The following is a 23,717-nucleotide window of genomic DNA, read 5'->3' as shown; positions in this document are numbered from 1 at the left end:
GTGACTTCTGCGACGAAGACCGGTGATCTTGTCGAGTCCCGGCCGCGGGTCGGTGGGGGCTGGTCGCGCCCCGCGGCGAAGCCGCGAAACGATACAGCCCCGCGCCCCTGTCGGGGCCCGGGTGAGGCTCGGCCTCGGTTGTATGCGCTGGACGGGCTGCGGCTGCTCGCCGCACTCGCCGTCGCGGCCTACCACTACGGGGGTCGCGACGGGGAGATCGGCAAGGCGTGGGGGGCCTCGCCGGCCGTGCAGTTCCCCACCGCCCACAGTTGGCTGGCGTACGGCTGGGCGGGTGTTCAGGCCTTCTTCGTGATCAGCGGGTTCGTCATCTGTGCCAGTGGCTGGGGGCGTTCGGTCCAGTCGTTCGTCGCCTCCCGTGCGGCCCGGCTGCTGCCGGCGTACTGGGCGGCGGTGATCCTGGTCGCGGCGGTCTTCGCCCTCCCGGGGATCACCTTCGCGCGGGTGTCCGCCAGTGAGTTCCTGGTCAACCTGACGATGCTGCAGATGCCGCTCGGCGCGGACCGCGTCCTGGGTGTGTGCTGGACCCTATGGGCGGAGGTCCGCTTCTACGTCCTGTTCGCGCTGTGCGTGGTCCTGCCCGGCGTGACCCGCAGACGCGTGATCTGGTTCTGCGGCGGCTGGACGCTGGCCTCGGTGCTGGCGCGGGCCTCGAAGGAACCGCTGCTGGACCTGGTCCTGATGCCGGAGTACGCGTCCCTGTTCATCGGCGGCATCGGCCTCTATCTGGTGCACCGCGACCGCCGGGACGCCACGGCCTGGCTGATCGTGGTCTTCAGCCTCCTGCTGAGCCAGTACCAGACGGTCGAGGCGATGTGGCACGCGCCGAACGCGGACTTCTTCTCCTACCGCTCCCAACTCGGCATCGTCCTCGCCGTCACCGTCGGCTTCGTGGCCGTGGGGGCGGTCGCGCTGGGCCTCCTGAACCGCGTCGACTGGCCGTGGCTGACCACCGCGGGGGCCCTGACGTACCCCTTCTACCTCGTGCACGAGCATCTGGGCTGGCCGGTGGTGCAGGCACTGCACCAGGGCCTGGGCGTTCCGTCCTCCCTGACCGTCGCGCTCACCGTGGCGCTGATGCTGGCGCTCGCCTGGCTGCTGCACCGGGGGGTCGAACGTCCGTTGCAACCACTGCTGCGCGCGTCACTCGGGGGACGCCGTGGGCGAACGTGAAATTGGCCCACTGTTCACCCGCCCCGGGGGTTCGAAAACTCCTCCACGGAGAGGCTCCGCATCATCCTTGACCGGGCCATGGCCGTCTCATAGGTTCCTGGCCCGTTCGCCTGTTCGCCTCGTCGACGCAAGAGAGTCTTCTGTCCTCATGGCCTCTGAAATGACCTCTGAACACGGCACGATCCGACTCCCCCGTGAACTCGATGACGTTCCCGGCTGGTTCCCGGTGCTCGACCAACTGCTCTTCGACTGGTTCCTGAGCCGACAGGAGGTCGCGGGCGGGAGGGGCGACCTCCTGGAGGTCGGCGTCTACATGGGCAAGAGCGCCATCTTCCTCGGCCGGCATCTCCAGGAGGGCGAGGCCTACACGGTCTGCGACCTCTTCGAGAGCGACGCTCCGGACGACGCCAACGCGGCGGAGGCCACCAAGTCGTACCGCAGCACGCTCACCCGCCGGGCCTTCGAGGCGAACTACCTCTCCTTCCACGACGAGTTGCCCCGCGTCCTGCAGGGCCCCAGCTCGATCGTCCCCGGCGAGGTCAAGCCGCGCTCCTGCCGTTTCGTGCACATCGACGCCTCGCACCTGTACGAGCACGTCGAGGGCGACATCAGCGCCGCACGCGACGTACTCCTCCCGGGCGGCGTGGTCGTCCTCGACGACTTCCGCTCGGAGCACACGCCCGGGGTCTCCGTCGCCGCGTGGGAGGCCGTCCTCAACCGGGGCCTCAACCCCGTCTGCCTCAGCACGCAGAAGCTCTACGGCACCTGGGACGACCCGGAGCCGATCCAGGACGCCCTCCTGGAGATGGTCGCGGGGCGGGACGACTGCCACCTCAGCAACCAGCAGGCCGCCGGCCACCGCATCATCCGCCTCAAGTCCAAGGGCATGAAGGCCCCCGCCTTCCCGAAGTCCCGCCACTGGACGGAGCCCACGCCCCCGGCCCCCGCCCCGGCAGCCCGCCGGCCGCAGCCCCCGGCCCGCCCCCGCCCCCCGCGGAGCGGCGCCCGCAAGCTGGCCGTGGACCTGCTGCCGCCGGTGGTGACGAGGGCGATCAGGAAGGCGAGGGCGGGAAAACCGGGGAGGTGAATCCGGGGCGGTGAGTTCGGGGCGGTGAGTGACGGGTGGTGGCACGGCAGAGCCGACAGCCACCCAGCCGCTCGGGCTGCCCACCCGGGTCCACCGGGGCGGGGAACACCGTGGCCGGGCCACCCGGCGGCCGGGCCTCGGCTCAGGAACGTACGCCCGGCCACATCCCGCCCTACGAGGCCTACGGCACCGGTGTCTTCCTCGTCCGCCCTGACGGCTACGTCGGGCTGGGCGGACCCCGAAGGGCCTCACCGCATACGCGGCCGCAGCGGGTCACGCCCGGACGGGTGGGAAGGCCAGTCAGTCGTCGCCGTCGAGGAGGGTGTCCACGGAGAGGTCGAGGGTGACACCGACGGATTCGGGCACGGGGACGGTCTGGCCTCGCTTGTAACGGACGGGGGCGGGGTATTTGCCGCCGACCGGGTCGGTGTAGAGGAGGACCTCGTCGTGCCTGCGGTCGGCGATGAGATAGACGGGGATGCCTGCCTCGGCATAAATCTCGGCCTTGAAGGCTGTGTCGTCGGCCCAGTTCGAGGAAGTCACCTCCAACACCATTCGGAAAACGTGCGGGGCGTAGCAGTTCTTCTGGACAAGTGCGTCACCGATATCGGCCTCGACGACAGACAGATCCGGAATCGCATAATCCGCCGGGCCAGTCGGCAGCCATAGCCCGATACCGGGGCGCACTTTGAGACCAGCCTCCTTGGCCCCTGCCCGCCGGATCTCATAACCGACTTCGAACACGGTTCCCTGATGCGGCTCGTCCGGCGGCGGTGACACGATAAGGCTCCCTCGAAGGATCTCCACACGATGTCCGGGCAGCCAGCTGGAGACACGGTCCGCGGCCTCAGCGATCGTCATCTCGCGCTCTATCACAGTCATGGCACCCTCCTCTCGGAAGCACTCTTCATGAGCCTAACCGGGGCCGGGCTGTTTCCGCCCTCGATCACTCGTACGAGGTAATCCCCAGCTCAGAACGCGTCGCTGGGGACATACGTCCCCCAGACCCCCCGCAGCGCGTTGCACACCTCCCCCACCGTCGCCCGAGCCCGCAGCGCGTCCTTCATCGGGTACAGCACGTTGTCCTCGCCCCCGGCCGCCTTCTTCAGCGCGGCCAGGGCGGAATCCACCGCCGCCTGGTCCCGCTCCGCACGCAGCTTCGCGAGCCGTTCGGCCTGCTGGGCCTCGATCGCCGGGTCCACGCGCAGCGGCTCGTAGGGCTCTTCCTCGTCGAGCTGGAAGCGGTTGACGCCGACCACGACGCGCTCGCCGGAGTCGGTCTCCTGGGCGATGCGGTAGGCGGAGTGTTCGATCTCGTTCTTCTGGAAGCCGTGTTCGATGGCCGCCACCGCGCCGCCGAGATCCTCGACCTTCCGCATCAGTTCGACGGCCGCCGCCTCCACGTCGTCGGTCATCTTCTCGATGACGTACGAACCGGCGAACGGGTCGACCGTGGCCGTCACGTCCGTCTCGTAGGCCAGCACCTGCTGGGTACGCAGGGCGAGCCGCGCGCTCTTGTCGGTCGGGAGGGCGATCGCCTCGTCGAAGGAGTTGGTGTGCAGGGACTGCGTGCCGCCCAGCACGGCCGCCAGGCCCTGGACGGCGACGCGGACGAGGTTCACCTCGGGCTGCTGCGCGGTCAGCTGGACCCCGGCCGTCTGGGTGTGGAAGCGGAGCATCAGGGACTTCGGGTTCTGCGCGCCGAACTCGTCCCGCATCACCCGGGCCCAGATCCTGCGCGCCGCGCGGAACTTGGCGACCTCCTCCAGGATCGTCGTACGGGCGACGAAGAAGAAGGACAGGCGGGGGGCGAAGTCGTCGACGTCCATGCCCGCCGCGACCGCCGTACGGACGTACTCGATGCCGTCGGCGAGGGTGAACGCGATCTCCTGCGCGGGGGAGGCACCCGCCTCGGCCATGTGGTAGCCGGAGATCGAGATGGTGTTCCACCTGGGGATCTCGGCCTTGCAGTACTTGAAGATGTCGGCGATCAGGCGGAGCGAGGGCTTGGGCGGGAAGATGTACGTCCCGCGCGCGATGTACTCCTTCAGCACGTCGTTCTGGATCGTGCCCGTGAGCCGCTCGGCCGGCACGCCCTGCTCCTCGCCGACCAACTGGTACATCAGGAGCAACAGGGCCGCCGGTGCGTTGATCGTCATCGACGTCGAGACCTTGTCCAGCGGGATGCCGCCGAACAGCACCCGCATGTCGTCGACGGAGTCGATCGCCACGCCCACCTTGCCGACCTCGCCGTGGGCGATCGGGGCGTCGGAGTCGTGGCCCATCTGGGTGGGCAGGTCGAAGGCGACGGACAGCCCCATCGTGCCGTTGGCGATGAGCTGTTGGTAGCGGGCGTTGGACTCCACCGCCGTACCGAAGCCGGCGTACTGGCGCATGGTCCAGGGGCGGCCGGTGTACATCGACGGGTAGACGCCGCGGGTGAACGGGTACGCGCCCGGTTCGCCGAGTCTGTCCGCCGGATCCCAGTCCCGCAGCGCCTCCGGCCCGTACACCGGCTCGATGGGCAGTCCGGACTCCGACTCGCGCGCCATGGTGTGTGCCTCCGTGCTGCTCGCTGGTTACTCGCCAGTACGACGACCCTCGCGACGGACTGTAGCGGCGGCCGTGCGCCCGTTGGAGTGGCCCGGGCTGGGACCTTGCTCACAACCATGCCCCTTTGTTCGCGACGGGTCACGTCCGGGAAACCTCTCTGGAAAGCTCTCCGCAAGCACTCCGCGGAGCGACCGGGCACCGGCGCGTCGGACGCGTCGATGAGACGACGGGGGTCGGGATGCGTACCAAGGACATGCGGAGATCAGTGGCCGCGCTCGCGGCACTCGCCCTGACCGGCGCCTGCACGGCCCAGGGGATCGAGGTGCACGGCGACCAGCGCCAGCCGGTACGCATCGACGTGACCGCCACACCGAGCGGCGCCCCGAAGCAGGACGGGAGCGGCAAGGCGGCCGACGGCGACGGCGACAAGGCCGACGGGGACGGTGACGACAAGGGGCAGCGCGAGAAGGCTCCGACCACCGCGTCGCCGCCCTCCCCCACGCCCACCCCCACACCCGCCCCTCGGGTCCTGTGGTCCCAGGGGGACGAAGGACTGGACGTACGTGAGTTGCAGGCCCGGCTGCGGCAGGTCGCGTGGCTCTTCGCCGGGCCCACGGGGACGTACGACGATCTGACGGTCCGGGCGGTCAAGGGCTTCCAGGGCAAGCGCGGGCTGCCGCGGACCGGGAAGACGGACAGCGTCACCTGGGCGCGGCTGCTGAACATGACGCGGGAGCCCGGCAAGTGGGACCTGTACGCGTACGGCGGGCAGCCGGCCGCGTCACCCGACCCGCGCTGCATGACGGGGCGGGTGCTGTGCATCAGCAAGACCAGCCGCACGCTGCGCTGGATGGTGGACGGCAGGACCCTGACGACGGTCGAGGTGCGGTTCGGCTCGGAGTACACACCGACCCGCGAGGGCGTCTTCAGCGTCTACTTCAAGTCCCGCGACCACTGGTCGACCCTCTACGACACCCCCATGCCGTACGCGATGTTCTTCAGCGGCGGCCAGGCCGTCCACTACTCCTCCGACTTCGCGGCCCGTGGCTACTACGGGGCTTCCCACGGCTGCGTCAACGTCCGGGACAAGGCGGCGATCGCACAGCTGTTCGAGCAGGTCAGGAACGGCGACAAGGTGGTCGTGTACTGGTGACGGGGGCCCTGGACGGGGGCCGTGGACGGAGCACTCGCCGGAGCGCCCGTCGGAGCACCTGTCGGGGCGCCCGTCGGGGCACCTGTCGAACAAGCGGAGTGGCGTGCGTCACATGACGCATAGCGGGAGGGTGTCCGGCGCGTCTGGAGAGGTACGGGGTCACGGGGGACCACGGGGGTGATGGGGCGCGGGCGGGACCGGGGGAACGTGTCCCGCCCGCGCCGAGGTGCACGAGCCGTAGGTACGGGGGGAACCCCGGCTCTGTGCGACGGCCGATGACCAGTCGGCTCACTCATTACTGCGCCGGGGCGGCCGAAAGTGTTACCCGTTCCGCGAAAGAATTCGTGACGGATGCGAAAGCGCAGGTCAGGAGGGGGTGACGCGGACTGTGAAGTCGATCGGGGTCACCGCGGCGAGCTGACCCCGGTGGCCGTTGCCACCGTTGCCACCGTTGCCCTTGTGACCCTTCCCGCCCTTCCCGCCTTTACCGCCCTGGTTCTTGCCGTTCCCGCTCCCAGGGCCGTTTCCGTTTCCGTGGCCCTTGCCGTTCCCCTGGCGGTGCTTGCCGTTCCCGTTCCCGTTCCCGTTCCCGTGGCGGCCCTTGCCGCCGTCCGGGTCGGGATCCTCGTCGGAGTCGCCGGACCGCGTCTTCTTGTCGCCACCGCCGGCGGAGCCGCCGGAGTCCGACGTCCCGGTACCGGTGCCCCTGCCCGTCCCGCCACCGGCTCCGGCTCCGGTGCCCGGGCGCTTCGCCTTGCCGGGGTTGTCGCCGCCGCCGGCCAGGACGCCTTCGCAGTACCGCTTCAGCTGTCCCTTGCCCTTGCCGCCCGCCGCGTCCTCCAGACCGCGCCGGCGGTCGGCGTCCAGGTTCTTGCCGTCCCGAACGTCACGGCAGGCGGAGAGCACCTTGTTCCACCACTCCTGGGTGGGGGCCTCGCCCTGCCCGGTGTCACCGGGCTGCCGGTCCTCGTCCGTACCGCCGGTGCCCTCTTCGGAGGGGGAATCGCCCGTCGAGGAGCCGTCCGGGGACGCCTTGGGCGTCACGTCGCCCCACGCCCCGCGCCTGCCATCACTCTCCTCCGCGTTCGGCGACGGCGACAGCAGCGGCCGGTCCGGCGTCCGAGCGGCGGAGATGGTGGCGGAGGGTTCCGGTTCGTCGTCGCGGAACCCGCTCAGCGCGCCGACACCGGCCACCACCGTGACCCCGCCGAGCATCCCGGCGGCCACCGCCGCGACCAGCCCGAACCGCACCGGCCGGCCCCAGCGGGCCCGGCGTCCGTCGGACGCGGCGGACGGACGCACGGGACGTCCGAGGTGGACGAGCCCCCCGTCGTCGGCGGGCACCGCGGTGGCGTGCGTACGGCTGCCCCGGCCGGGCTCCGCGGCCGGACCGTGCTCACCGGGGTGGGCCGGATGGGCCGAGCGAGCCGTACGCGCCATGCGGAAGGCGGCCAACGCGGCTTCCTCGCCGGGAAGTTCGGGGCTCTGCGGCGAGACCGGCGCGAACTCGGCGGACAGGGCACCGAGCGCCTCGGCGAGCCGGTCGGCACGGGCGCGGGTGTCGGCGTCGACGGCTTCGAGGGACTCCCCACGCAGCAGCCGCTCCGCAGCGTCGCGGTTCAGCCACCTGTACTGCTCGTCGGCCATCACACATCCTTCTGCGTCCGCGAACGCGTATGCGTCACACCGGCGGACGAGGCCGCGCGTACACGCGCGCCTCTCGGTGGGGGTACGGCGTCCAGCGGGTCGCCGGATTCCGGGTCGGCCTCCGAAGCCGTCTCCGGATTCTCCCCGATCAGTTCCGCGAGCCGCTTCAGCCCCCGGTGTGCGGCCGTTCGTACCGCTCCGGCGCGCTTGCCCAGGGCCTCCGCGGCGGTCTTCGCGTCGAGACCGACCACGACACGCAGGACCACCGCCTCCGCCTGGTCCTGCGGCAACTGGGCGATGAGCGACAGCGTGCGGTCGGTCGACAGGGCTTCCATCGCCTCGCCGGCCGTGTCGGACTCGGCGGCCTTGCCGGTCAGCTCGGTCTCGTCGCCGCCTATCGCGGGCCTGCGCCCGCGCATACGTATGTGGTCCAGGGCCCGGTTGCGGGCGATCCGCGCGGCCCAGCCGCGGAACCGGTCGGCGTCACCGCTGAACCGCTCCAGGTCACGGGCTATCTGCAGCCAGGACTCGGAGGTGACGTCCTCCGCGTCCGGATCGCCGACCAGCGTCCGCACGTACCCGAGCAGCCGTGGGTGCACCGTGCGGTACACAGTCCGGAACGCGGTCTCGTCCCCGTCCTGTGCCGCAAGCACCGCGGCGGTCAGCTCCGCGTCGTCCCCCAGCACCCGCGCGCGCCCCTCTTTGCGCCTCGACCGGCGCCGCTCTCGCGGACCGGGTTCTCGCCGTCATGGTCCTCAATGGATGGTCGGTGCCGGGCCGTAGACGGTTGTGGTGGTCTTCCGCCCATCCACGATCCGGCGCGAATGGCACGTTACGGCCTGAAACCGCTGGCCGTCCATGTCCGTAGAACATGCAACTAACTCGTGATGCGGCCAGGTGTGACAGAAAACGTCGACGCGGCGCTGTAGGTAGTACGGGTCGCCGCGCGGCCCGTGCCGCGCGACGGTCGGGGCCTCTCCTGTGGGGGGTGGCGGCCCCGACCGTTGCCATCGGCGGAGTCGGCCGGGTGTCTTGCGAGTACGGGGGTCTTGCGAGCACGCCGGCCTCACTTCGTTTTCCGGGCCCCCTGCCGCGCGCCCGGGGCCTCGCCCTCCTGTCCCGGCCCACCGCCGGACAAACTCGGCGGACTCGGCTCCTTCGACACCCTCGGCCCACTCGGCCCACTCGACGCGTTCGGCTCACTCGACGCGTTCGGCTCACCGGGCCGGGGCGGCTCTCCCTGCTTGTCGCCGGTGCCCTTGCCGTCACCGCTGCTGGTGTGAGGGCCACTGCCCTTGCTGTTGCCGCTGCCGCCGCCGCTGCCGTTGGCGTCGGCCTGCCCCGCGGCCCTGTCCGGCCGCTGGGAGGCGACGTGCTCCCCGGCCGGGGCGGGGCGGCCGGTTGTCGAGGGATGCGTACGCGGGGCGTTCGAGGGGCCGGGCCGGGCGGGGGCGCCGTCGGTCGTGCGGGTACGCCGGTCCTGGCCTCCGCGGCCTCCGCGGTTCCCGTCGGCGTCCTTGTCGTCGTGCGCGGCCGAGCCGATCGCCGCGAAGGCGACACCGCCGAGGGTGAGGCTGGCCAGCAGGACGGCCAGAGTGGTGCGTACGGAGAGCTGGACGCGGCGCCGCGCGTTGGGCCGCCAGTCGTCCCGGCGCCGGGTACGGGCCGTACCCGCCCCCTTCTCCCGTGCCGCCCGGAAGGCGGCCACCGCCCGCTCCTCCCCCGCGCTGTCGGCCGACACTCCCGCGCGTACGGCGGCGGCGAGGAGGGAGTCGACGGAGGGGGTGTCCCGGGAGGCGGCCGCGCCGGACGCGGCGGCCCGGGCATCGAGGCCACGGGAGGTGACGCCATCGGATACGGGGGCGCCGGAAACGCGGTCGGCGGCGGCAGCGGCGTCGCTCATGGCCCGGCGGCCGTCGTCCCGCCCTCCGCGGCCACGCCGTTCACCCTCGTCCGACTCCGCCCTGCCCGACGGCATCTCGTGCCCTTCCTTCCCGTCCTTCCCGCCGTATGTCCCGTCCTCGCCGTACGTCCCGTCGCTGTCGGTCATCTCGACTCCCCCAGCGTCCGGGGGCCGTCATCCGTCACACCCTCGCTGCGCAGGAGTTGGCCGAGTCGCTTCAGTCCCCGGTGGGTGGCGGTGCGGACCGCGCCGGGGCGTTTGCCGAGGACACGGGCGGCCGCGGGACCGTCGAGGCCGACGACCACGCGCAGCAGAACGGCCTCGGCCTGGTCGCGGGGCAGCCGGGCGACGAGCGCGAGGGCCTGCCCGGTGGAGAGGGACTCCAACGCCTGATCGTGGGTGCTGTGCTCGCCCGGCAGTTCCAGCAGGTCGTTCTCCAGCGCGGTCGCCCGGGGTCTGACCTTCTGGCGCCGCAGATGGTCCAGGGCCCGGTGCCGGGCGATGGTCGCGCTCCAGCCCCGGAAGCCCGCCCCGTCGCCCTTGAACCGCCCGAGGTCCCGCGCTATCTCCAGCCAGGCGTCCGAGGCGACGTCCTCCGCGTCGTCCCCGACGATGCCGCGCAGATACCCCAGCAGCCCGGGCTGCACGAGCCGGTACGCGACCGCGAACGCGGCCTCGTCCCCGTCCTGGGCCCGCGCCACGGCCGCGCCCAGTTCCCCGTCGTACGCCTGCACGCGCCGAGGTTCCCCTCCCTGGCTCCAAGCTGTCCGAGACAGTGCCACGTCAGTGCCGGGATCGCGTTCCCGGGGGCCGTCCCGGCCGCCGCCAAGCCCCCACCGTGATCTGCGCCGCATCTCGCGGAAGTGTCACAGGCCGTCACGCCAACCCCGGAAGATGACCCGGAAGCGTGAACACCGGCCTCCGTCGTGACATGGGCCACACCCGTACCGGTCGATACCGATGTTCGCGACGGCCTGTGCGCGAATAGAGGGGCACCCCTGTGCCGGGGTGGCGTCTTCGTACTGTTCGTCTCAGGTCGTTCAGGTCGTTCAGGTCAGTCAGTCAGTCAGGTCATTCAGGGGTGGGACATTTGAGTCGCCGTAGGAGCCGCGTGTACGAGCCGCCGAGCCCGAAGCGGAGGACGTGGTGGGCGCTGGGAGCCGTCGTGGCCGGCGGCGCGGGCCTGGTGTCGTACGCCGTGGTCGGGCCGGGCGCCCACACGGCCGCCGCGGACGACGTGCCCACCGCCCTCGCCTCGACCGTCACGCGCCCCCCGATCATCAGCCGGGCCCGTTGGGGCGCGGACGAGTCGACCGTGACGGGGACGGCCGAGTACATCGACAGGATCAGCGCGGTGTTCGTCCACGACACGGGCGGCACCAACTCCTACAGCTGTGCCGAGTCCCCCGCGCTGATCCGCGCGCTCATGGCGCACGACGTCCGGACGGCGGGCCGGGGCGACCTCGGCTACAACTTCGTGGTCGACAAGTGCGGCCGCATCTATGAAGGCCGGGCGGGCGGCGCGGACCTCTCCGTGCGCGGCGAGCACACCCCCGGCTTCGACGGGGACTCGACGGGCGTCGCGGTGCTCGGCGACTTCGACAGCGGCGGCGGGCCGGGCCGGGCGGCCGTGGAGTCCGTGGCGCGGCTGGCGGCGTGGAAGCTGGGCCAGTACGCCGGTGACCCGACCGGCAAGGTGACGCTGACCGCGGCCGAGGACACCGGCGTGTACGCGCAGGGCGAGTCGGCCGAGCTGGACGTGATCTCCGGCGGCGGCGACGCGGCGGCCACCACGTCCCCGGGCGCGAACCTCTACGCCGAGCTCCCCGAGGTACGCCGGTACGCCGCCTCCCCCGGCCGCAGCTCCGCGATCCCGACCGCCGACTACACGGGCGACGGCGTCAGCGACCTGGTGGCGCCGACGCACCGGACCGGCAGCGGCTCGATCACCCTCGTCCCGGGCGGCGTGAACGGCCCCGTCTCCGCGTCCAGGCTGCGCCTCGACCAGGCGAGCACGGGCGTGCCGGGCGCCGCCGAGTCCGGTGACCAGTGGGGCGCGGCGACCGCGTGGGGTGACGTCGACGGCGACGGGTACGCGGACCTCGCGGTCGGCGCGCCCGGCGAGGACGACACCACGGGGCACGCGGACCGGGGTGCGGTGACGATCCTCTACGGGCCCTCCTTCACCTCAGGCGCCGACACCATGGCCCTCGGCGACGACTACGAGCCGACCGGCGCGCGCTTCGGCGCGACCGTGGCGGTCGGGGACTTCAACGCCGACGGCAAGGCGGACGTGTTCACCGCGGCCACCGGTACGGGCGGCAACTGGGCGGCCCGTTTCGGCGACGGCCACGAGGTCGCCGGCGACCTCACCACGGCGACGGGCTCCCTCGCCCACGCGGACGCCGCGACGGGCGACTTCAACCGGGACGGCTACGCCGACGTGGCCCTCAACTACCGCGACGCGTCCGGCATCGGCAAGGTCACCTGGTTCAAGGGCTCCCGGTCGCTGGGGCTGACGAAGGTCTCGACCCTGACCGTCAGGGGCGGCCGGGCCGTCGCCGCGGGGGACGTCGACGGCAACGGCTACGACGACATCGTCATCGGCCAGCCGTACGCCTCCGAGTCCGGCGGCAACGCGGGCGGCCAGGTCACCGTGGTCCCCGGCGCCTCCACCGGCTTCACCACCACAGCCACCGCCCCGAAGACGATCCACCAGGCCACGGCGAACGTCGAGGGCGCCTCCGAGACCTCCGACGGCTTCGGCTCCTCGGTCTCCGTCGGTGACGTCGACGCCGACGGCTACGCCGACGTCCTCACCGGCGCCCCCAACGAGGACATCACCCGCGCCGGGACGAACCGCGCCAACGCGGGCTCGGTGTGGCTCCTCAAGGGCACCTCGGCCGGCCTGACGGGCACGGGCTCCCTGGCCCTCTCCCAGGACGCCCCCGACATCGCCGGCTCCACCGAGACCGACGACAAGTTCGGCTCCGCGACCTCCCTGACCGACGTCACGGGCGACGGCTACGCCGACCTCCTCACCGGCACGGAGGGCGAGGACACCGGCAACGGCACGATCCTGTACGTCCCGTCGGTGAACGGCACACCGGCTCCGACGAACTCGTCGTACTACGGCCTCACCCAACTGGACACGCCCCCAGCCGGCCGCCTGGGTCAGCTCCTGACCCCGTAGAGCTGCCCGCGCCCCTGACAGGGGCGCGGGTCAGGGGCGCGGGGAACTGCGCGAGAAGCCCCACCGGACCCGCGGCTGGAGATCCGCGGCTGGGGGTCCAAGGGGCGCAGCCCCTTGAGGATGGGACGGGTAGGGGCGGCGGGGGCGAAATCCCCCGGCGTCAGCCCGAGGGCATCGCGTCATGGCACAGCAACCGCAGGGACCCGTCCCCCGCGAAGCACCGGCGGGCCTCGTCGAAGGGATCCCAGAAGCGGCCGTCCCAGGTGCGTACCCAGTACGCCCCGTCCGACTCGACCCACTCGCCCCCGGCCCAGCGCACGACGACCTCACCCCCGTACGCCCCGAACCCCCGCAGCGCACCCTCCACGGCGGCGAAGGGCGCCCCCTCCCGCCGTATGTCCTCGATCATCCGGTCCACCCGCCACAGACTCTGCGCCGAGTAGTCGAGACGCACCCGCGCCCCTTCCCGCATCATCGCCACCGCGTCGGCCGCCCACCGAAGGGGCTTCGCCGCGCTCCCGGACCGGCTCCCGGGGCTCGCCGGCCGGCCGGAGGTACTGACCGAACTGAATGTCTGCTGTGCGCTCACACTCGGAATAGCGCCCGCCCCGCACCAGACGTTTCGCGTTTTCGGGCCGTCCCCGACACCGGCGCAGGACCGCCACACCCGGCCCCAGGACACCCACAGGACCCGCCAGGGAAACGAGGTTTACCGCCGCGCTCCACGCGCCCGCCGCGACACGACCGCCCGCAGCACCCGCCGCCCCTCCGTGGCCACACCGAGCGCCTGCCGGAGCCCCGCCGCGCCGTGCTGCGCGAGCAGGTCCAACACCACGACCTGCCGCCGTAGTTCGGCGGCGACGAGATGGGAGGCTCCTTCTTCGCGCCCCTCACGGCAGGCCGCCACGGAGTCGTCGCCCCCGGCGTCCAGCGGGTCGAGCAGCTGATGGATCCGCAGAGCGGAGACGGAACACACCTCGGCCCACTCGCGCAGCCCGTCACCGGACCGTTCCGCGGGAACCGCGTCGAGCATCCGGCGGGCGAGCAGGACGACCTCCTCGCCCCCACCGGAGCCGGGTGTGGAGCCGGGTACGGAGTCGGAGGCGGACTCGGAGGCGTGCGGGGCCAGTTCGCCGCGCACCTTCGCCACCCTCTCGCCCCATCCCTCCCCGTCGTCCACCAGCCCCGCCCACAGCGGACGCAAGACCTCGTCGTCACCCCCGAGAAGCGGTACGCAGCGGTCCAAACAAGCCAACCCGCTTGCCGCCAGACCGCGTTCGTCGGCCTGGGCCATCAGCTCCACCAGGCTCATCGCGCCTCCCCTAGATCCCGCTCGATCATGCCCCGGTTATACGGAGCCCGCACTTCCCCTTACTGCGTGCGACGACACGGGAGTGTCACAGAGGGACGACCCCGAGCCGGTCGAGCAACCGGAAGAGAATGTTTTCAGCCAGGAGGTCCGGCGGTCCAGGTTCTGCGCTCAACACCTCGACCAACGACTGTTCGACGACCGCCCGTCCCGCCTCCGCGGCCCAGGCGACGGCCCGCTCGGCGGCGTCGCGTGGTTCGAGGAAGAAGTCCTCGACCGTGAGCCCCTCGCCGTCACCCAGATACGCGGCCATGGCGCGCCGCGCGAGGCACGTCGTCCACGCCCCGCTCTCCGGCCCGGCGGCCTCGACGACCACACAGTCGCTGCCCATGACGTAACCGAACAACGCGGGCGCGTCCGTCTCCCGGGCGAGCGTGTTCATGTTCCCGACGTCGCCGGTGTCCCCGGCGTCCCCCGTGGCCTCGCCACCGGGCGCGCCCGTCGGGTACGCCCACACCTGCCAGCCGTCGGCCGCCGTCGCACACAGCGTCATGCCCTCGGCCCCGGTCAGCGCGTCCAGCTCCGCGAGTGGCCGCTCGCTTCTGCCCACGACGTAGTACCCCCAGTACCCCATACCGGGAATAGACCACACCCGTACGGCGGTTCGCTCCGGAATCGGGCAATCCGTACGGTTGCGCGGAGACATCCCCGAAGGGAGACGGGCTCAGAGGGAGACGGGCTCCGGTTCGCGCGGGCCGCTCCGCGCCTTGTCGTCCTGCATCCGGGTGAGCGTGACGACGAAGAGGATGGCGAGCACGGCGGCCACGATCTCGACGGCGTCCGCGAACAGCATCCGCAGGGCGGCCGACCGGTGTTCCGCGCCCGCCTCCGCCTCGTAATACGCCTTGTCCGCCACCTCTCTCACCACGACGCTGATCAGCCACAGCGCCCACCAGGCGTTGACGAGCGCGTGCGACCGGGGCTTCTCCCGCGGACTGCTCGCATCCCAGCAATCGATCGCGATCCGTCGCGGAAACCACAGGAGCACGGGCGGCACGAACCAGCCCCCGATCGCCCAGCCCCGCCTCAGCCCGTGTCCGGACGGGTCGAACACCTCGGCGTTGACCCGTACCCGGTGGAACCACACCAGGAAAACGGCGATGGTGGCGAAGAAGCTGAGCATCTGCAGGCCACCGGCCAGATCGACGAGCAGGTCCGCCGAGTCCGCATCCCGCGCGACGGCCGCGCGCGACTCCCCGTCCGCCATCCGGCCACTCACGTCGAGCAACGCGATGTCCGCCCCTATCGAGAGCAGGTCGACGGCGATGACCACCCCGAGCAGCACCGCCACAGCCCGTCCGTACCCCACCGGTGACCGCAGCCAGGGCGCCCCGTGCGGCGGCGGAGCGGGCCGCGCCGGGTGCGTGGGCAGCGGCGGGGCTGCCGCCCCGCACCACCGGCACAGCTCGCCGCCGGGTGCCGCCGCATGGTTTCCGCAGCGCGCACAGTTCACCGTGAAGCCCCCGTGTGGTCGAAACGCACCGAACGCGGTTCTCCCCAGACCCTGACGCTCGGCGCTCAGAACACTCGGAACATACGGTTCACCCGCCCTGCCCGTCCACCCGATTCCGTTCCCCGGCGCCCCCGGAGGCTCAGCTCACCTTCCCCGCCAGTTCCCGGAACTGCGCCCAGCTCATCCCCGGCTTCGCCGGATCCCACAGCTTCTGCGACAGCGCCCGCAACGGCATCCGGACGCCCGCCGCGACCTGCGCCTCGGTCTGCCGGTTCGCCAGGTCGCACCAGACGGCGAAGACACCGCCGAGGATCTGGTCGTCGTACTGGGCGGGGACGGCGGTGATGCCGCGCAGCACCCGTGGCGTCCAGGACTCGTAGATGCGCTGCCCGGTCGGGTAGACGAACTGGTTGGGCTCGCCGAGGACGTAGTACAGGTACTCGTCGTTGTAGTTGATCACCTGACGCCCGGCGCTCAGATACTCGACCGGCGGCCGGGCCCCGATCTCCTTGCCCGTCCAGTACGCGACCTGGATCGCCTTGTCCGCCTGGACGGACCCGCCCCGGAAGAACCCGTCGTTCCAGGCCCGTACCGTCCGGTCGTGCCCGCGCATCACCTTGGCGCGGTCGTTCAGCCAGCCGGTGGCGAGGTCGGCGACGGTCGCGCCGGAGCCGTACTTCTGCCGCGCGGCGGCGGCCAGCTGCGGATAGGAGGCCTCGGGGTTCGACACCATCAGCGCCCGGTACTCGTCACCGCCGAGATGCCAGTACGCGCCGGGGAACAGGTCGGCGTACTCGTCGAGCAACTCGTCGACGACCTCGGCGGACTCGGGGTTGGCGATGTCGACGGCTCCGCTCGCGGCCACGCCCTGCGCGTTCTTCAGCTGGAGCCCCGGATTGCCCGCGATCACGGCTCCCAGGTGCCCGGGAGAGTCGATCTCCGGTACGACCTCGATGTGCCGGCTCTCCGCGAGGTCCAGGATCTTCTTCACCTGGGCCTTGGTGAGGTGCTGGTCCGACACCACCTCGGGGTGGCTCGTGGACTCGATCCGGAAGCCCTGGTCGTCGGAGAAGTGCAGCCCGAGCTGGTTGTACTTCAGGTCGCCCAGCTCACGGATGCGGTCCTCGATCCAGCCGGCCGTGAAGTGCTTGCGCGCGATGTCGAGCATGAACCCGCGCTGCGGCTTGGCCGGCTCGTCCCGGACGACGCCCTCCGGCGCCGTACCGCCGCCGCGCACCTCCTGCTTCAGGGTGCGCGTCCCGTAGAAGACACCCGCCTCGGCGGGCGCGGCGATCCGTACCCGCCGGTCCTTCACCGTCAGCGTGTACGCCTCCGACCGCGGCGCGTCCGCCCCGGTGAGCGCCAGCTCCACGTCCCCGTCCCGGGGCTCGGTCTCCCCCGCGTAGGCCAGCCCCAGCTCCCCGGCGGTCAAGCGCGCCTCGTCGGCCAGCGCCGCGTTCCGTACGACGACCCGGCCCCCGTCGGCGGGCTTCCAGCCGGGGCCACGGGCGGCCTCGTGCTGCCGTACGGCGGGGATGGTCAGGGGCTTCCCGGACAGCGGATACGTGCGCGAAGGCGACGGGGACGCGGACGGCGAACTCTCCGCCTCGCTCAGCGACGACCGGCCCGGCGACGGCTGCGCCCCGCTGGGCGTGCGCTTCTCGTCGCCCGGCCACACGGTCACAGCCGCCGCGACCGCGCCGCCCGCCAGGACGACGCCCGCGCCCAGGAGCAACCCTTTCGACGTGATCGCCGTCTTCCTGCGGGGTGCCCTGCGCCGACCCCGGTTCACGCCACGCCCCCGGTCCCGATCCCGGTCAGCATCCACGACATCTCACGCACCTCTCGCCCGCGTCCTTCCCCCGGTCCTCTCCCGACTCTCTTCCGAGCCCCTTCTCGAACCTACGACGTCCAACCGCACCACCCGTCCACCACAGGTTCCGAAACTCTTCCGTCCGGGTGAATTCCGGGCACCGAACGGACAGCTCATGACCCGCCTCGATAACGTGGTGGCACCTTTCGCACGGCCTGCCCAGCCGACCCCTACGCACCGCCGAGGATCCACGCTGCCTCCGCACCGCCTCCCCCCTCTCCCCGGCCAGGTCGCCATCCCGGAGCAGGCCCGCACCCCCGGCCCGTCGGCCCTGGAGGAGTTCAACCACGCCCCCGCCGACCTGGCCCGGCAGACCCTCCTCACCTGCCTGCGCAGCCTCCGCTGGGCCCATCGCCTCACCGACCACCGCCCCTACCCCGACCTCGACGCCCTCCTCGCCGCGTCGGACGAGGCCGCGTACGACCTCACGGCGGCCGACCTGGCGGAGGCCCTCGCCGGCGAAGTCCTCCCCACCCTCCCGGACGACACCTACGGCGTGGCCCACACCGCCCTGAACGCCGCCCACGCCGCCTACGAGGCCCGCTTCGGCCACGTGTTCGTCATCTCCCTGGACACCTCCCACCCGGACGAACTCCTCGACCGCACCCTGGAGGGCATCCGCTCCCGCCTGGGGAACGACCCGGAGGAGGAACGGGTGGTGGTGGCGGAGGAACTGCGCCACCTGGCCGCAGAGCGGCTGACCGGCCACCTCGGGGGCGCGGGGAACCGCACGATCTTCTAGGCGCGCGGGGAACTGCGGGATCCTTCAAGGGCTCGGGGAACCGCGCGACCTTCTAGGCGCGCGGGGTCCTGCGCGATCCTTCAGGGGCGCGGGGAACTCCGCGACCTTCCAGGGGCGCGGGGAACTGCGCGACCAGCCACAACGAACCCGCACCCGGCACCCCACCAGCACCCCCGCCCCGAATGCCGCCCGCTACTCACCCTTACGTGCACCTTTGTATGCCAGTTTGATCACACCAACCCTCCCGGCTTAAGCCAAGTGCAACGACGTCGCTACCATGGCCGGGGCCGGTGGACCGTACCCGGCCGGGTCAGACCGACAAGCAAGCCGGCCGGCCCCAATCCCCGCTCCCGGAGGGTTCTTCCGTGCCGGCTGGAACGCTGTACCGCGGCCGGGAAGGAATGTGGTCCTGGGTGGCTCATCGAGTCACCGGCGTCCTCATCTTCTTCTTCCTGTTCGTACACGTGCTGGACACCGCTCTCGTCCGCGTCTCCCCCGACGCCTACGACAAGGTCGTGGCCACGTACAAGACGCCGATCGTCGCGCTGCTGGAGTACGGCCTCGTCGCCGCCATCCTCTTCCACGCGCTCAACGGTCTTCGGGTCATCGCCGTCGACTTCTGGTCGAACGGCCCCCGTCACCAGAGGACGATGCTCTGGTCCGTCGTCGGCATCTGGCTCGTGCTGATGATCGGGGCCCTGTACCCCGTCCTCGGCCACGCCGTCCGTGAAGTCTTCGGGAGCTGAGGCAGATGTCCGCCACTGAAACCACCGCATCCGGCATCGGCCCCGTCGAGGGCGCCGAGGAGCTGTCGGGCTACAGCCCCGACAACCCGGCCCCCTTCATCGAGCCGCCCCGCAAGCGCACCAAGAAGACCCCCAGGTCGACCCGCGGCAACTTCGAGATGGTCGCGTGGCTCTTCATGCGCCTGTCCGGCATCGTCCTGGTCGTCCTGGTCATCGGCCACCTGCTGATCCAGCTCGTCCTCGACGGCGGTGTCTCCAAGATCGGCTTCGCGTTCGTCGCGGGTCGCTGGGCCTCGCCGTTCTGGCAGACCTGGGACCTGCTGATGCTGTGGCTCGCGATGCTGCACGGCGCGAACGGCCTGCGTACCGTCATCAACGACTACGCGGAGCGCGCGAACACCCGGCTGTGGCTCAAGGGCCTGCTCTACACCGCCACGGTGTTCACCATCCTGCTGGGCACGCTGGTGATCTTCACCTTCGACCCGAACATCCGCTAGGCACGGGGCTGAGGCAACCGATCATGAAGATCCACAAGTACGACACCGTCATCGTCGGCGCCGGCGGCGCCGGTATGCGCGCGGCCATCGAGTCCACGCAGCGCAGCCGCACCGCCGTGCTGACCAAGCTGTACCCCACCCGCTCCCACACGGGCGCCGCGCAGGGCGGCATGGCCGCCGCGCTCGCCAACGTGGAGGAGGACAACTGGGAGTGGCACACCTTCGACACGATCAAGGGCGGTGACTACCTGGTCGACCAGGACGCCGCCGAGATCCTGGCGAAGGAGGCCATCGACTCCGTCCTCGACCTGGAGAAGATGGGCCTGCCGTTCAACCGCACGCCGGACGGCACGATCGACCAGCGCCGCTTCGGCGGTCACAGCCGGAACCACGGCGAGGCCCCGGTCCGCCGCTCCTGCTACGCGGCCGACCGCACCGGCCACATGATCCTCCAGACGCTTTACCAGAACTGCGTCAAGCACGGCGTGGAGTTCTTCAACGAGTTCTACGTGCTCGACCAGCTGATCACCGAGGTCGACGGCGTCAAGAAGTCGGCGGGTGTCGTCGCGTACGAACTCGCCACCGGCGAGATCCACGTCTTCCAGGCGAAGGCCGTGATCTACGCGTCCGGCGGCTGCGGCAAGTTCTTCAAGGTGACGTCGAACGCGCACACGCTGACCGGTGACGGCCAGGCCGCCGTGTACCGCCGGGGTCTGCCGCTGGAGGACATGGAGTTCTTCCAGTTCCACCCGACCGGCATCTGGCGCATGGGCATCCTGCTGACGGAGGGCGCCCGCGGTGAGGGCGGCATCCTCCGCAACAAGGACGGCGAGCGCTTCATGGAGAAGTACGCGCCGGTGATGAAGGACCTGGCGTCGCGAGACGTGGTCTCGAGGTCCATCTACACGGAGATCCGCGAGGGCCGCGGCTGCGGTCCCGAGGGCGACCACGTCTACCTCGACCTCACGCACCTCCCGCCGGAGCAGCTCGACGCCAAGCTCCCGGACATCACCGAGTTCGCGCGGACGTACCTCGGCATCGAGCCCTACACGGACCCGATCCCGATCCAGCCGACCGCCCACTACGCCATGGGCGGCATCCCGACGAACGTCGAGGGTGAGGTCCTGCTCGACAACACCACCGTCGTCCCGGGCCTGTACGCCGCCGGTGAGGTCGCCTGTGTCTCCGTGCACGGCGCCAACCGTCTCGGTACCAACTCGCTGCTCGACATCAACGTGTTCGGCAAGCGGGCGGGCATCGCCGCCGCCGACTACTCCCAGAAGGCCGACTTCGTCGAGCTGCCGGAGAACCCGGAGTCGCTGGTCGTCGAGCAGATCGAGCGGCTGCGCTCGGCCACGGGCAACGAGCGCGTGGCGGAGCTGCGGCGCGAGCTGCAGGAGACCATGGACGCCAACGTCATGGTGTTCCGCACCGAGCAGACGATCAAGACGGCCGTCGAGAAGATCGCCGAGCTGCGCGAGCGCTACAAGAACGTGGCGATCCAGGACAAGGGCAAGCGGTTCAACACCGACCTCCTGGAGGCCGTCGAGCTGGGCAACCTGCTCGACCTGGCCGAGGTCATGGCCGTGTCGGCGCTGGCCCGCAAGGAGTCCCGCGGTGGTCACTACCGCGAGGACTACCCGAACCGGGACGACGTCAACTTCATGCGTCACACCATGGCGTACCGCGAGGTCGGCGACGACGGCTCCGAGACCGTCCGCCTCGACTACAAGCCGGTCGTCCAGACCCGCTACCAGCCGATGGAGCGTAAGTACTGATGGCAACCCCGACCCTGGACAAGGCGGACGCGGCAGGCAGCCCCGAGCCCGGCTTCGCCGATTCCCCGTACATCACGGTCACGTTCCGCGTGCGCCGCTTCAACCCCGAGGTCGCGGCCGAGGCGAGCTGGCAGGACTTCGTCCTGGAGATCGACCCCAAGGAGCGTGTCCTCGACGGGCTGCACAAGATCAAGTGGGACGTGGACGGCACCCTGACCTTCCGCCGCTCCTGCGCCCACGGCATCTGCGGCTCGGACGCCATGCGGATCAACGGCAAGAACCGTCTGGCCTGCAAGACGCTGATCAAGGACATCAACCCCGAGAAGCCGATCACGATCGAGCCCATCAAGGGCCTCACGGTCCTCAAGGACCTGGTCGTGGACATGGAGCCGTTCTTCCAGGCGTACCGGGACGTGATGCCCTTCCTGATCACGAAGGACACCAACGAGCCGACGCGTGAGCGTTTCCAGACCGCCGAGGACCGCGAGCGCTTCGACGACACCACGAAGTGCATCCTCTGCGCCGCGTGCACGTCCTCGTGCCCGGTGTTCTGGAACGACGGCCAGTACTTCGGTCCGGCCGCGATCGTGAACGCCCACCGCTTCATCTTCGACTCGCGTGACGAGGCCGGAGAGCAGCGGCTGGAGATCCTCAACGACCGTGACGGCGTGTGGCGTTGCCGTACGACGTTCAACTGCACGGACGCCTGCCCGCGCGGTATCGAGGTCACCAAGGCGATCCAGGAGGTGAAGCGGGCGCTCATCACGCGCCGCTTCTGATCCGCCGCCGATGTCCGTGACGGAAGGCCCGCAGGTTCACCTGCGGGCCTTCCGCGTTCCCGGCGGAGGCGGGTGTGCGGCCCACGCACGAGGGCCTCGTCCCCACGCGGAGCTTTCGGGGAAGCTCCGCGGTGGACGAGGCCCATCGGTCGATCACCTCGCGGCGATCCTCAGCGCGATCAGCCGCGCAGGACACGGCCCTGCGAGTCGGTGCGGTCGTTGCTCGTGAGGAACAGGATGCCGTCGATCAGCGACCAGAAGCCCAGACCACCGCAGGTGAGGAGCTGGGCGACGCCCACGCCGACGGAACCGACGTAGAAACGACCGATGCCGAGCGTGCCGAGGAAGAGCTGCAGGACGCCCGCGACGATCTTCGACTTGTCGGAGTACGGGCGACCCTGCGGGTCGTGGCCGAAGGGAGCGTCAGGGGTGGGGACGGTCATGGAAATAACTCCTGGATGTACTGACTGAAACCGAAGCGGATTGCTCCGGGGGGCATCACAGGAGAGAAGGCGCGGCACAATACCGGCAGCAATCAGGCACGGCGAACACCGGCCAACGATCGAGCACGACGTAATCCCCCGTCATCCCCCCTGTCGCCGTTGCAGCGTAGTGAGACTCGTGGGACGGATGGGAGAGGAATAAGGCGATCGTTCCGATTCCGTGATCCGATTCCAGCCAACTTGCGACAACTGGGCGACATAAAGCGGGCGTAAGGGATTTACGGGGGCCGGCGGCGGGAAGAAAGCCCGATTCGGCCGTGATCGCTCAGTGAAGATTGCGGACGATCGTCCACGTCACCGCGATACCCAGGATCAACGCCTGGGTGCGGGGCTTCAGTTCGGGGCGCCAGCGGCGGCCGCGCACTCCCTCGACGAACCAGCGGCCGAGCAACGCCAGGGCGAAGGGCGCGGCGAGCAGCAGCACCCGGTTGTCGTGCCAGGCGGCGGCGAACTGGCCGTGCATCAGGTCGTACACCATGCGGGTGCCGCCGCAGGCGGGGCAGAGCAGCCCGGTGACATAGCGGAACGGGCACTGGGGCAGCAGATGGCTGGGCTCGTGCGGGTTGGTGCCGTACAGGTATGCGGCGCCCGCCAGCCCGGCGGCGGCCACCGCGAAGGGGGCCGCCGCCGGATGCCGGAAGGTGGTGAGGCCGCGTTCAGCCACGCAGGACACGTCCGTTGGAGTCCGTGGTGTTGCTGCCGGTCAGCAGGATGATGCCGTCGACCAGCGACCAGATGCCGAGGCCGCCGCAGGTGAGGAGCTGCGCGACGCCGAGGCCGACGTGGCCGATGTAGAACCGGCCGACACCGAAGGCGCCCAGGAACAGCGAGAGGATGCCCGCGACGATCTTGGACTTGTCGGAGTACGGGCGACCATAGGGGTCGTAGCCGTACGGGGCGTTGGGGTCACCCGTGTACGCGCCGCCCGGCGTGGGCGGCACCTGGTAACCGCCCTGCGGGTAGCCGCCCTGCTGCGGGTAGCCGTAGCCGGGCTGGCCCGCGCCCGGCTGCTGGTAGCCGCCCTGCGGAGCCCCGTACGGGTCGCCGGCCTGCGGGGCGCCGTACGGGTTGGCGCCCGGCTGGCCCGGGGCGCCGCTCGGGTACCCGTATCCGGGCTGCGGCGGCTGCGGGGGCTGAGCGGGCTGCTGAGGCTGCTCGGTCACGGTACTGACTCCTGCGTGTTGTTTGCTTGAGCGGCTGAAAAACTCACTATGGGCTGTCCGTCATATTGCAGGAGGGAAGGGCCCGGA

Annotated in this window: 23 protein-coding genes; 9 read left to right on the top strand and 14 right to left on the bottom strand. The window is 71.0% G+C overall.

What is annotated here, in order from left to right:
- Complete coding sequence (locus tag OG272_RS31085; RefSeq protein ID WP_405895311.1) at positions 1-1,191, top strand: acyltransferase family protein; 1,191 nt, start codon at positions 1-3, stop codon at positions 1,189-1,191.
- 160 nt (positions 1,192-1,351) lie between these two features.
- Positions 1,352-2,278, top strand: a complete 927-nt coding sequence (locus OG272_RS31080; RefSeq protein WP_327728071.1) for a class I SAM-dependent methyltransferase — start codon at positions 1,352-1,354, stop codon at positions 2,276-2,278.
- A gap of 300 nt (positions 2,279-2,578) precedes the next feature.
- Here the strand turns inward: OG272_RS31080 and OG272_RS31075 are convergent, their stop codons facing one another.
- Both OG272_RS31075 and OG272_RS31070 read right to left on the bottom strand, forming a co-directional pair.
- Positions 2,579-3,160 carry a Uma2 family endonuclease gene (locus tag OG272_RS31075; RefSeq protein WP_327728072.1) on the bottom strand — a complete coding sequence of 194 codons (582 nt, stop codon included), beginning with the start codon at positions 3,158-3,160 and terminating at the stop codon, positions 2,579-2,581.
- 89 nt (positions 3,161-3,249) lie between these two features.
- The gene (locus tag OG272_RS31070) at positions 3,250-4,830 is read right to left on the bottom strand and encodes a methylmalonyl-CoA mutase family protein (RefSeq protein ID WP_327728073.1); all 1,581 of its coding nucleotides are present in this window, start codon (positions 4,828-4,830) and stop codon (positions 3,250-3,252) included.
- A 239-nt stretch (positions 4,831-5,069) separates the two neighbouring features.
- Here OG272_RS31070 and OG272_RS31065 point away from each other — a divergent pair, with 239 nt between their 5' ends.
- Positions 5,070-5,984 (top strand): L,D-transpeptidase family protein, encoded by a 915-nt coding sequence (locus OG272_RS31065; RefSeq protein WP_405895310.1) that lies wholly within the window; start codon positions 5,070-5,072, stop codon positions 5,982-5,984.
- A gap of 366 nt (positions 5,985-6,350) precedes the next feature.
- Here the strand turns inward: OG272_RS31065 and OG272_RS31060 are convergent, their stop codons facing one another.
- The 4 genes from OG272_RS31060 to OG272_RS31045 form a co-directional block, all read right to left on the bottom strand.
- Positions 6,351-7,631 carry a hypothetical protein gene (locus OG272_RS31060; protein WP_405895309.1) on the bottom strand — a complete coding sequence of 427 codons (1,281 nt, stop codon included), beginning with the start codon at positions 7,629-7,631 and terminating at the stop codon, positions 6,351-6,353.
- On the bottom strand, positions 7,631-8,317 hold the full coding sequence (locus OG272_RS31055) for an RNA polymerase sigma factor (RefSeq protein WP_326578306.1): 687 nt from the start codon (positions 8,315-8,317) through the stop codon (positions 7,631-7,633). Before OG272_RS31055 ends, OG272_RS31060 begins: the two co-directional genes overlap by 1 nt.
- A 380-nt stretch (positions 8,318-8,697) precedes the next feature.
- Positions 8,698-9,681, bottom strand: coding sequence for a hypothetical protein (locus OG272_RS31050; protein ID WP_405895308.1), 984 nt, complete (start codon positions 9,679-9,681; stop codon positions 8,698-8,700).
- Positions 9,678-10,268, bottom strand: a complete 591-nt coding sequence (locus OG272_RS31045; protein ID WP_326578310.1) for an RNA polymerase sigma factor — start codon at positions 10,266-10,268, stop codon at positions 9,678-9,680. The genes OG272_RS31050 and OG272_RS31045 overlap by 4 nt, the downstream gene beginning before the upstream one ends.
- Before the next feature lie 377 nt (positions 10,269-10,645).
- Between OG272_RS31045 and OG272_RS31040 the strand changes: the two genes are divergently transcribed.
- Positions 10,646-12,727, top strand: coding sequence for an FG-GAP-like repeat-containing protein (locus tag OG272_RS31040; protein ID WP_405895307.1), 2,082 nt, complete (start codon positions 10,646-10,648; stop codon positions 12,725-12,727).
- 160 nt (positions 12,728-12,887) lie between these two features.
- Here the strand turns inward: OG272_RS31040 and OG272_RS31035 are convergent, their stop codons facing one another.
- From OG272_RS31035 to OG272_RS31015, 5 genes are all read right to left on the bottom strand, one after another.
- The gene (locus OG272_RS31035; RefSeq protein WP_327728080.1) at positions 12,888-13,316 is read right to left on the bottom strand and encodes a hypothetical protein; all 429 of its coding nucleotides are present in this window, start codon (positions 13,314-13,316) and stop codon (positions 12,888-12,890) included.
- 120 nt (positions 13,317-13,436) lie between these two features.
- Entirely contained in the window at positions 13,437-14,039 is a 603-nt protein-coding gene (locus tag OG272_RS31030; protein WP_327728081.1) for a hypothetical protein, read from the bottom strand.
- 85 nt (positions 14,040-14,124) lie between these two features.
- Positions 14,125-14,670, bottom strand: coding sequence for a hypothetical protein (locus OG272_RS31025; protein WP_327728082.1), 546 nt, complete (start codon positions 14,668-14,670; stop codon positions 14,125-14,127).
- A 90-nt stretch (positions 14,671-14,760) separates the two neighbouring features.
- Positions 14,761-15,387 (bottom strand): DUF4328 domain-containing protein, encoded by a 627-nt coding sequence (locus OG272_RS31020; protein ID WP_326578320.1) that lies wholly within the window; start codon positions 15,385-15,387, stop codon positions 14,761-14,763.
- A 301-nt stretch (positions 15,388-15,688) separates the two neighbouring features.
- On the bottom strand, positions 15,689-17,341 hold the full coding sequence (locus OG272_RS31015) for a beta-N-acetylhexosaminidase (RefSeq protein ID WP_405895306.1): 1,653 nt from the start codon (positions 17,339-17,341) through the stop codon (positions 15,689-15,691).
- Between the two features lie 196 nt (positions 17,342-17,537).
- Between OG272_RS31015 and OG272_RS31010 the strand changes: the two genes are divergently transcribed.
- From OG272_RS31010 to OG272_RS30990, 5 genes are all read left to right on the top strand, one after another.
- Positions 17,538-18,164, top strand: a complete 627-nt coding sequence (locus tag OG272_RS31010; RefSeq protein ID WP_326578322.1) for a 2-oxo-4-hydroxy-4-carboxy-5-ureidoimidazoline decarboxylase — start codon at positions 17,538-17,540, stop codon at positions 18,162-18,164.
- Between the two features lie 365 nt (positions 18,165-18,529).
- The gene (sdhC, locus tag OG272_RS31005; RefSeq protein ID WP_405895305.1) at positions 18,530-18,910 is read left to right on the top strand and encodes a succinate dehydrogenase, cytochrome b556 subunit; all 381 of its coding nucleotides are present in this window, start codon (positions 18,530-18,532) and stop codon (positions 18,908-18,910) included.
- A 5-nt stretch (positions 18,911-18,915) separates the two neighbouring features.
- Positions 18,916-19,407 carry a succinate dehydrogenase hydrophobic membrane anchor subunit gene (locus tag OG272_RS31000; RefSeq protein WP_327728085.1) on the top strand — a complete coding sequence of 164 codons (492 nt, stop codon included), beginning with the start codon at positions 18,916-18,918 and terminating at the stop codon, positions 19,405-19,407.
- 23 nt (positions 19,408-19,430) lie between these two features.
- Complete coding sequence (gene sdhA / locus OG272_RS30995) at positions 19,431-21,185, top strand: succinate dehydrogenase flavoprotein subunit (RefSeq protein ID WP_327728086.1); 1,755 nt, start codon at positions 19,431-19,433, stop codon at positions 21,183-21,185.
- The gene (locus OG272_RS30990) at positions 21,185-21,964 is read left to right on the top strand and encodes a succinate dehydrogenase iron-sulfur subunit (protein ID WP_326578331.1); all 780 of its coding nucleotides are present in this window, start codon (positions 21,185-21,187) and stop codon (positions 21,962-21,964) included. Before sdhA ends, OG272_RS30990 begins: the two co-directional genes overlap by 1 nt.
- A 179-nt stretch (positions 21,965-22,143) precedes the next feature.
- Here the strand turns inward: OG272_RS30990 and OG272_RS30985 are convergent, their stop codons facing one another.
- From OG272_RS30985 to OG272_RS30975, 3 genes are all read right to left on the bottom strand, one after another.
- Positions 22,144-22,407, bottom strand: coding sequence for a TM2 domain-containing protein (locus tag OG272_RS30985; protein ID WP_326578332.1), 264 nt, complete (start codon positions 22,405-22,407; stop codon positions 22,144-22,146).
- A gap of 325 nt (positions 22,408-22,732) precedes the next feature.
- Positions 22,733-23,131: a DUF2752 domain-containing protein gene (locus OG272_RS30980; protein ID WP_326578334.1), complete on the bottom strand. Its 399-nt coding sequence runs from the start codon at positions 23,129-23,131 to the stop codon at positions 22,733-22,735.
- A complete protein-coding gene (locus tag OG272_RS30975) occupies positions 23,124-23,630 on the bottom strand; it encodes an NINE protein (protein WP_326578336.1) in 507 nt (168 codons plus the stop codon). The genes OG272_RS30980 and OG272_RS30975 overlap by 8 nt, the downstream gene beginning before the upstream one ends.
- Between the last annotated feature and the right edge of the window lie 87 nt (positions 23,631-23,717).

It is taken from the genome of Streptomyces sp. NBC_00104, from assembly GCF_045160825.1.
Classification (GTDB): domain Bacteria; phylum Actinomycetota; class Actinomycetes; order Streptomycetales; family Streptomycetaceae; genus Streptomyces.
The sequence above is the reverse complement of the archived record's forward strand: the minus strand, read 5'-3'. Positions and strand labels throughout refer to the sequence as shown.

Excerpts from the sequence above, each read along its gene's own strand:
- OG272_RS31075 (WP_327728072.1), bottom strand. The coding sequence starts at position 3,160 with ATGACTGTGATAGAGCGCGAGATGACGATCGCTGAGGCCGCGGACCGT.
- OG272_RS31010 (WP_326578322.1), top strand. The coding sequence starts at position 17,538 with ATGACCCGCCTCGATAACGTGGTGGCACCTTTCGCACGGCCTGCCCAG.
- OG272_RS31025 (WP_327728082.1), bottom strand. The coding sequence starts at position 14,670 with ATGGGGTACTGGGGGTACTACGTCGTGGGCAGAAGCGAGCGGCCACTC.
- OG272_RS31050 (WP_405895308.1), bottom strand. The coding sequence starts at position 9,681 with ATGACCGACAGCGACGGGACGTACGGCGAGGACGGGACATACGGCGGG.
- OG272_RS30990 (WP_326578331.1), top strand. The coding sequence starts at position 21,185 with ATGGCAACCCCGACCCTGGACAAGGCGGACGCGGCAGGCAGCCCCGAG.
- OG272_RS31070 (WP_327728073.1), bottom strand. The coding sequence starts at position 4,830 with ATGGCGCGCGAGTCGGAGTCCGGACTGCCCATCGAGCCGGTGTACGGG.
- OG272_RS31060 (WP_405895309.1), bottom strand. The coding sequence starts at position 7,631 with ATGGCCGACGAGCAGTACAGGTGGCTGAACCGCGACGCTGCGGAGCGG.
- OG272_RS31000 (WP_327728085.1), top strand. The coding sequence starts at position 18,916 with ATGTCCGCCACTGAAACCACCGCATCCGGCATCGGCCCCGTCGAGGGC.
- OG272_RS31030 (WP_327728081.1), bottom strand. The coding sequence starts at position 14,039 with ATGAGCCTGGTGGAGCTGATGGCCCAGGCCGACGAACGCGGTCTGGCG.
- sdhA (WP_327728086.1), top strand. The coding sequence starts at position 19,431 with ATGAAGATCCACAAGTACGACACCGTCATCGTCGGCGCCGGCGGCGCC.
- OG272_RS31065 (WP_405895310.1), top strand. The coding sequence starts at position 5,070 with ATGCGTACCAAGGACATGCGGAGATCAGTGGCCGCGCTCGCGGCACTC.
- OG272_RS30985 (WP_326578332.1), bottom strand. The coding sequence starts at position 22,407 with ATGACCGTCCCCACCCCTGACGCTCCCTTCGGCCACGACCCGCAGGGT.
- OG272_RS31080 (WP_327728071.1), top strand. The coding sequence starts at position 1,352 with ATGACCTCTGAACACGGCACGATCCGACTCCCCCGTGAACTCGATGAC.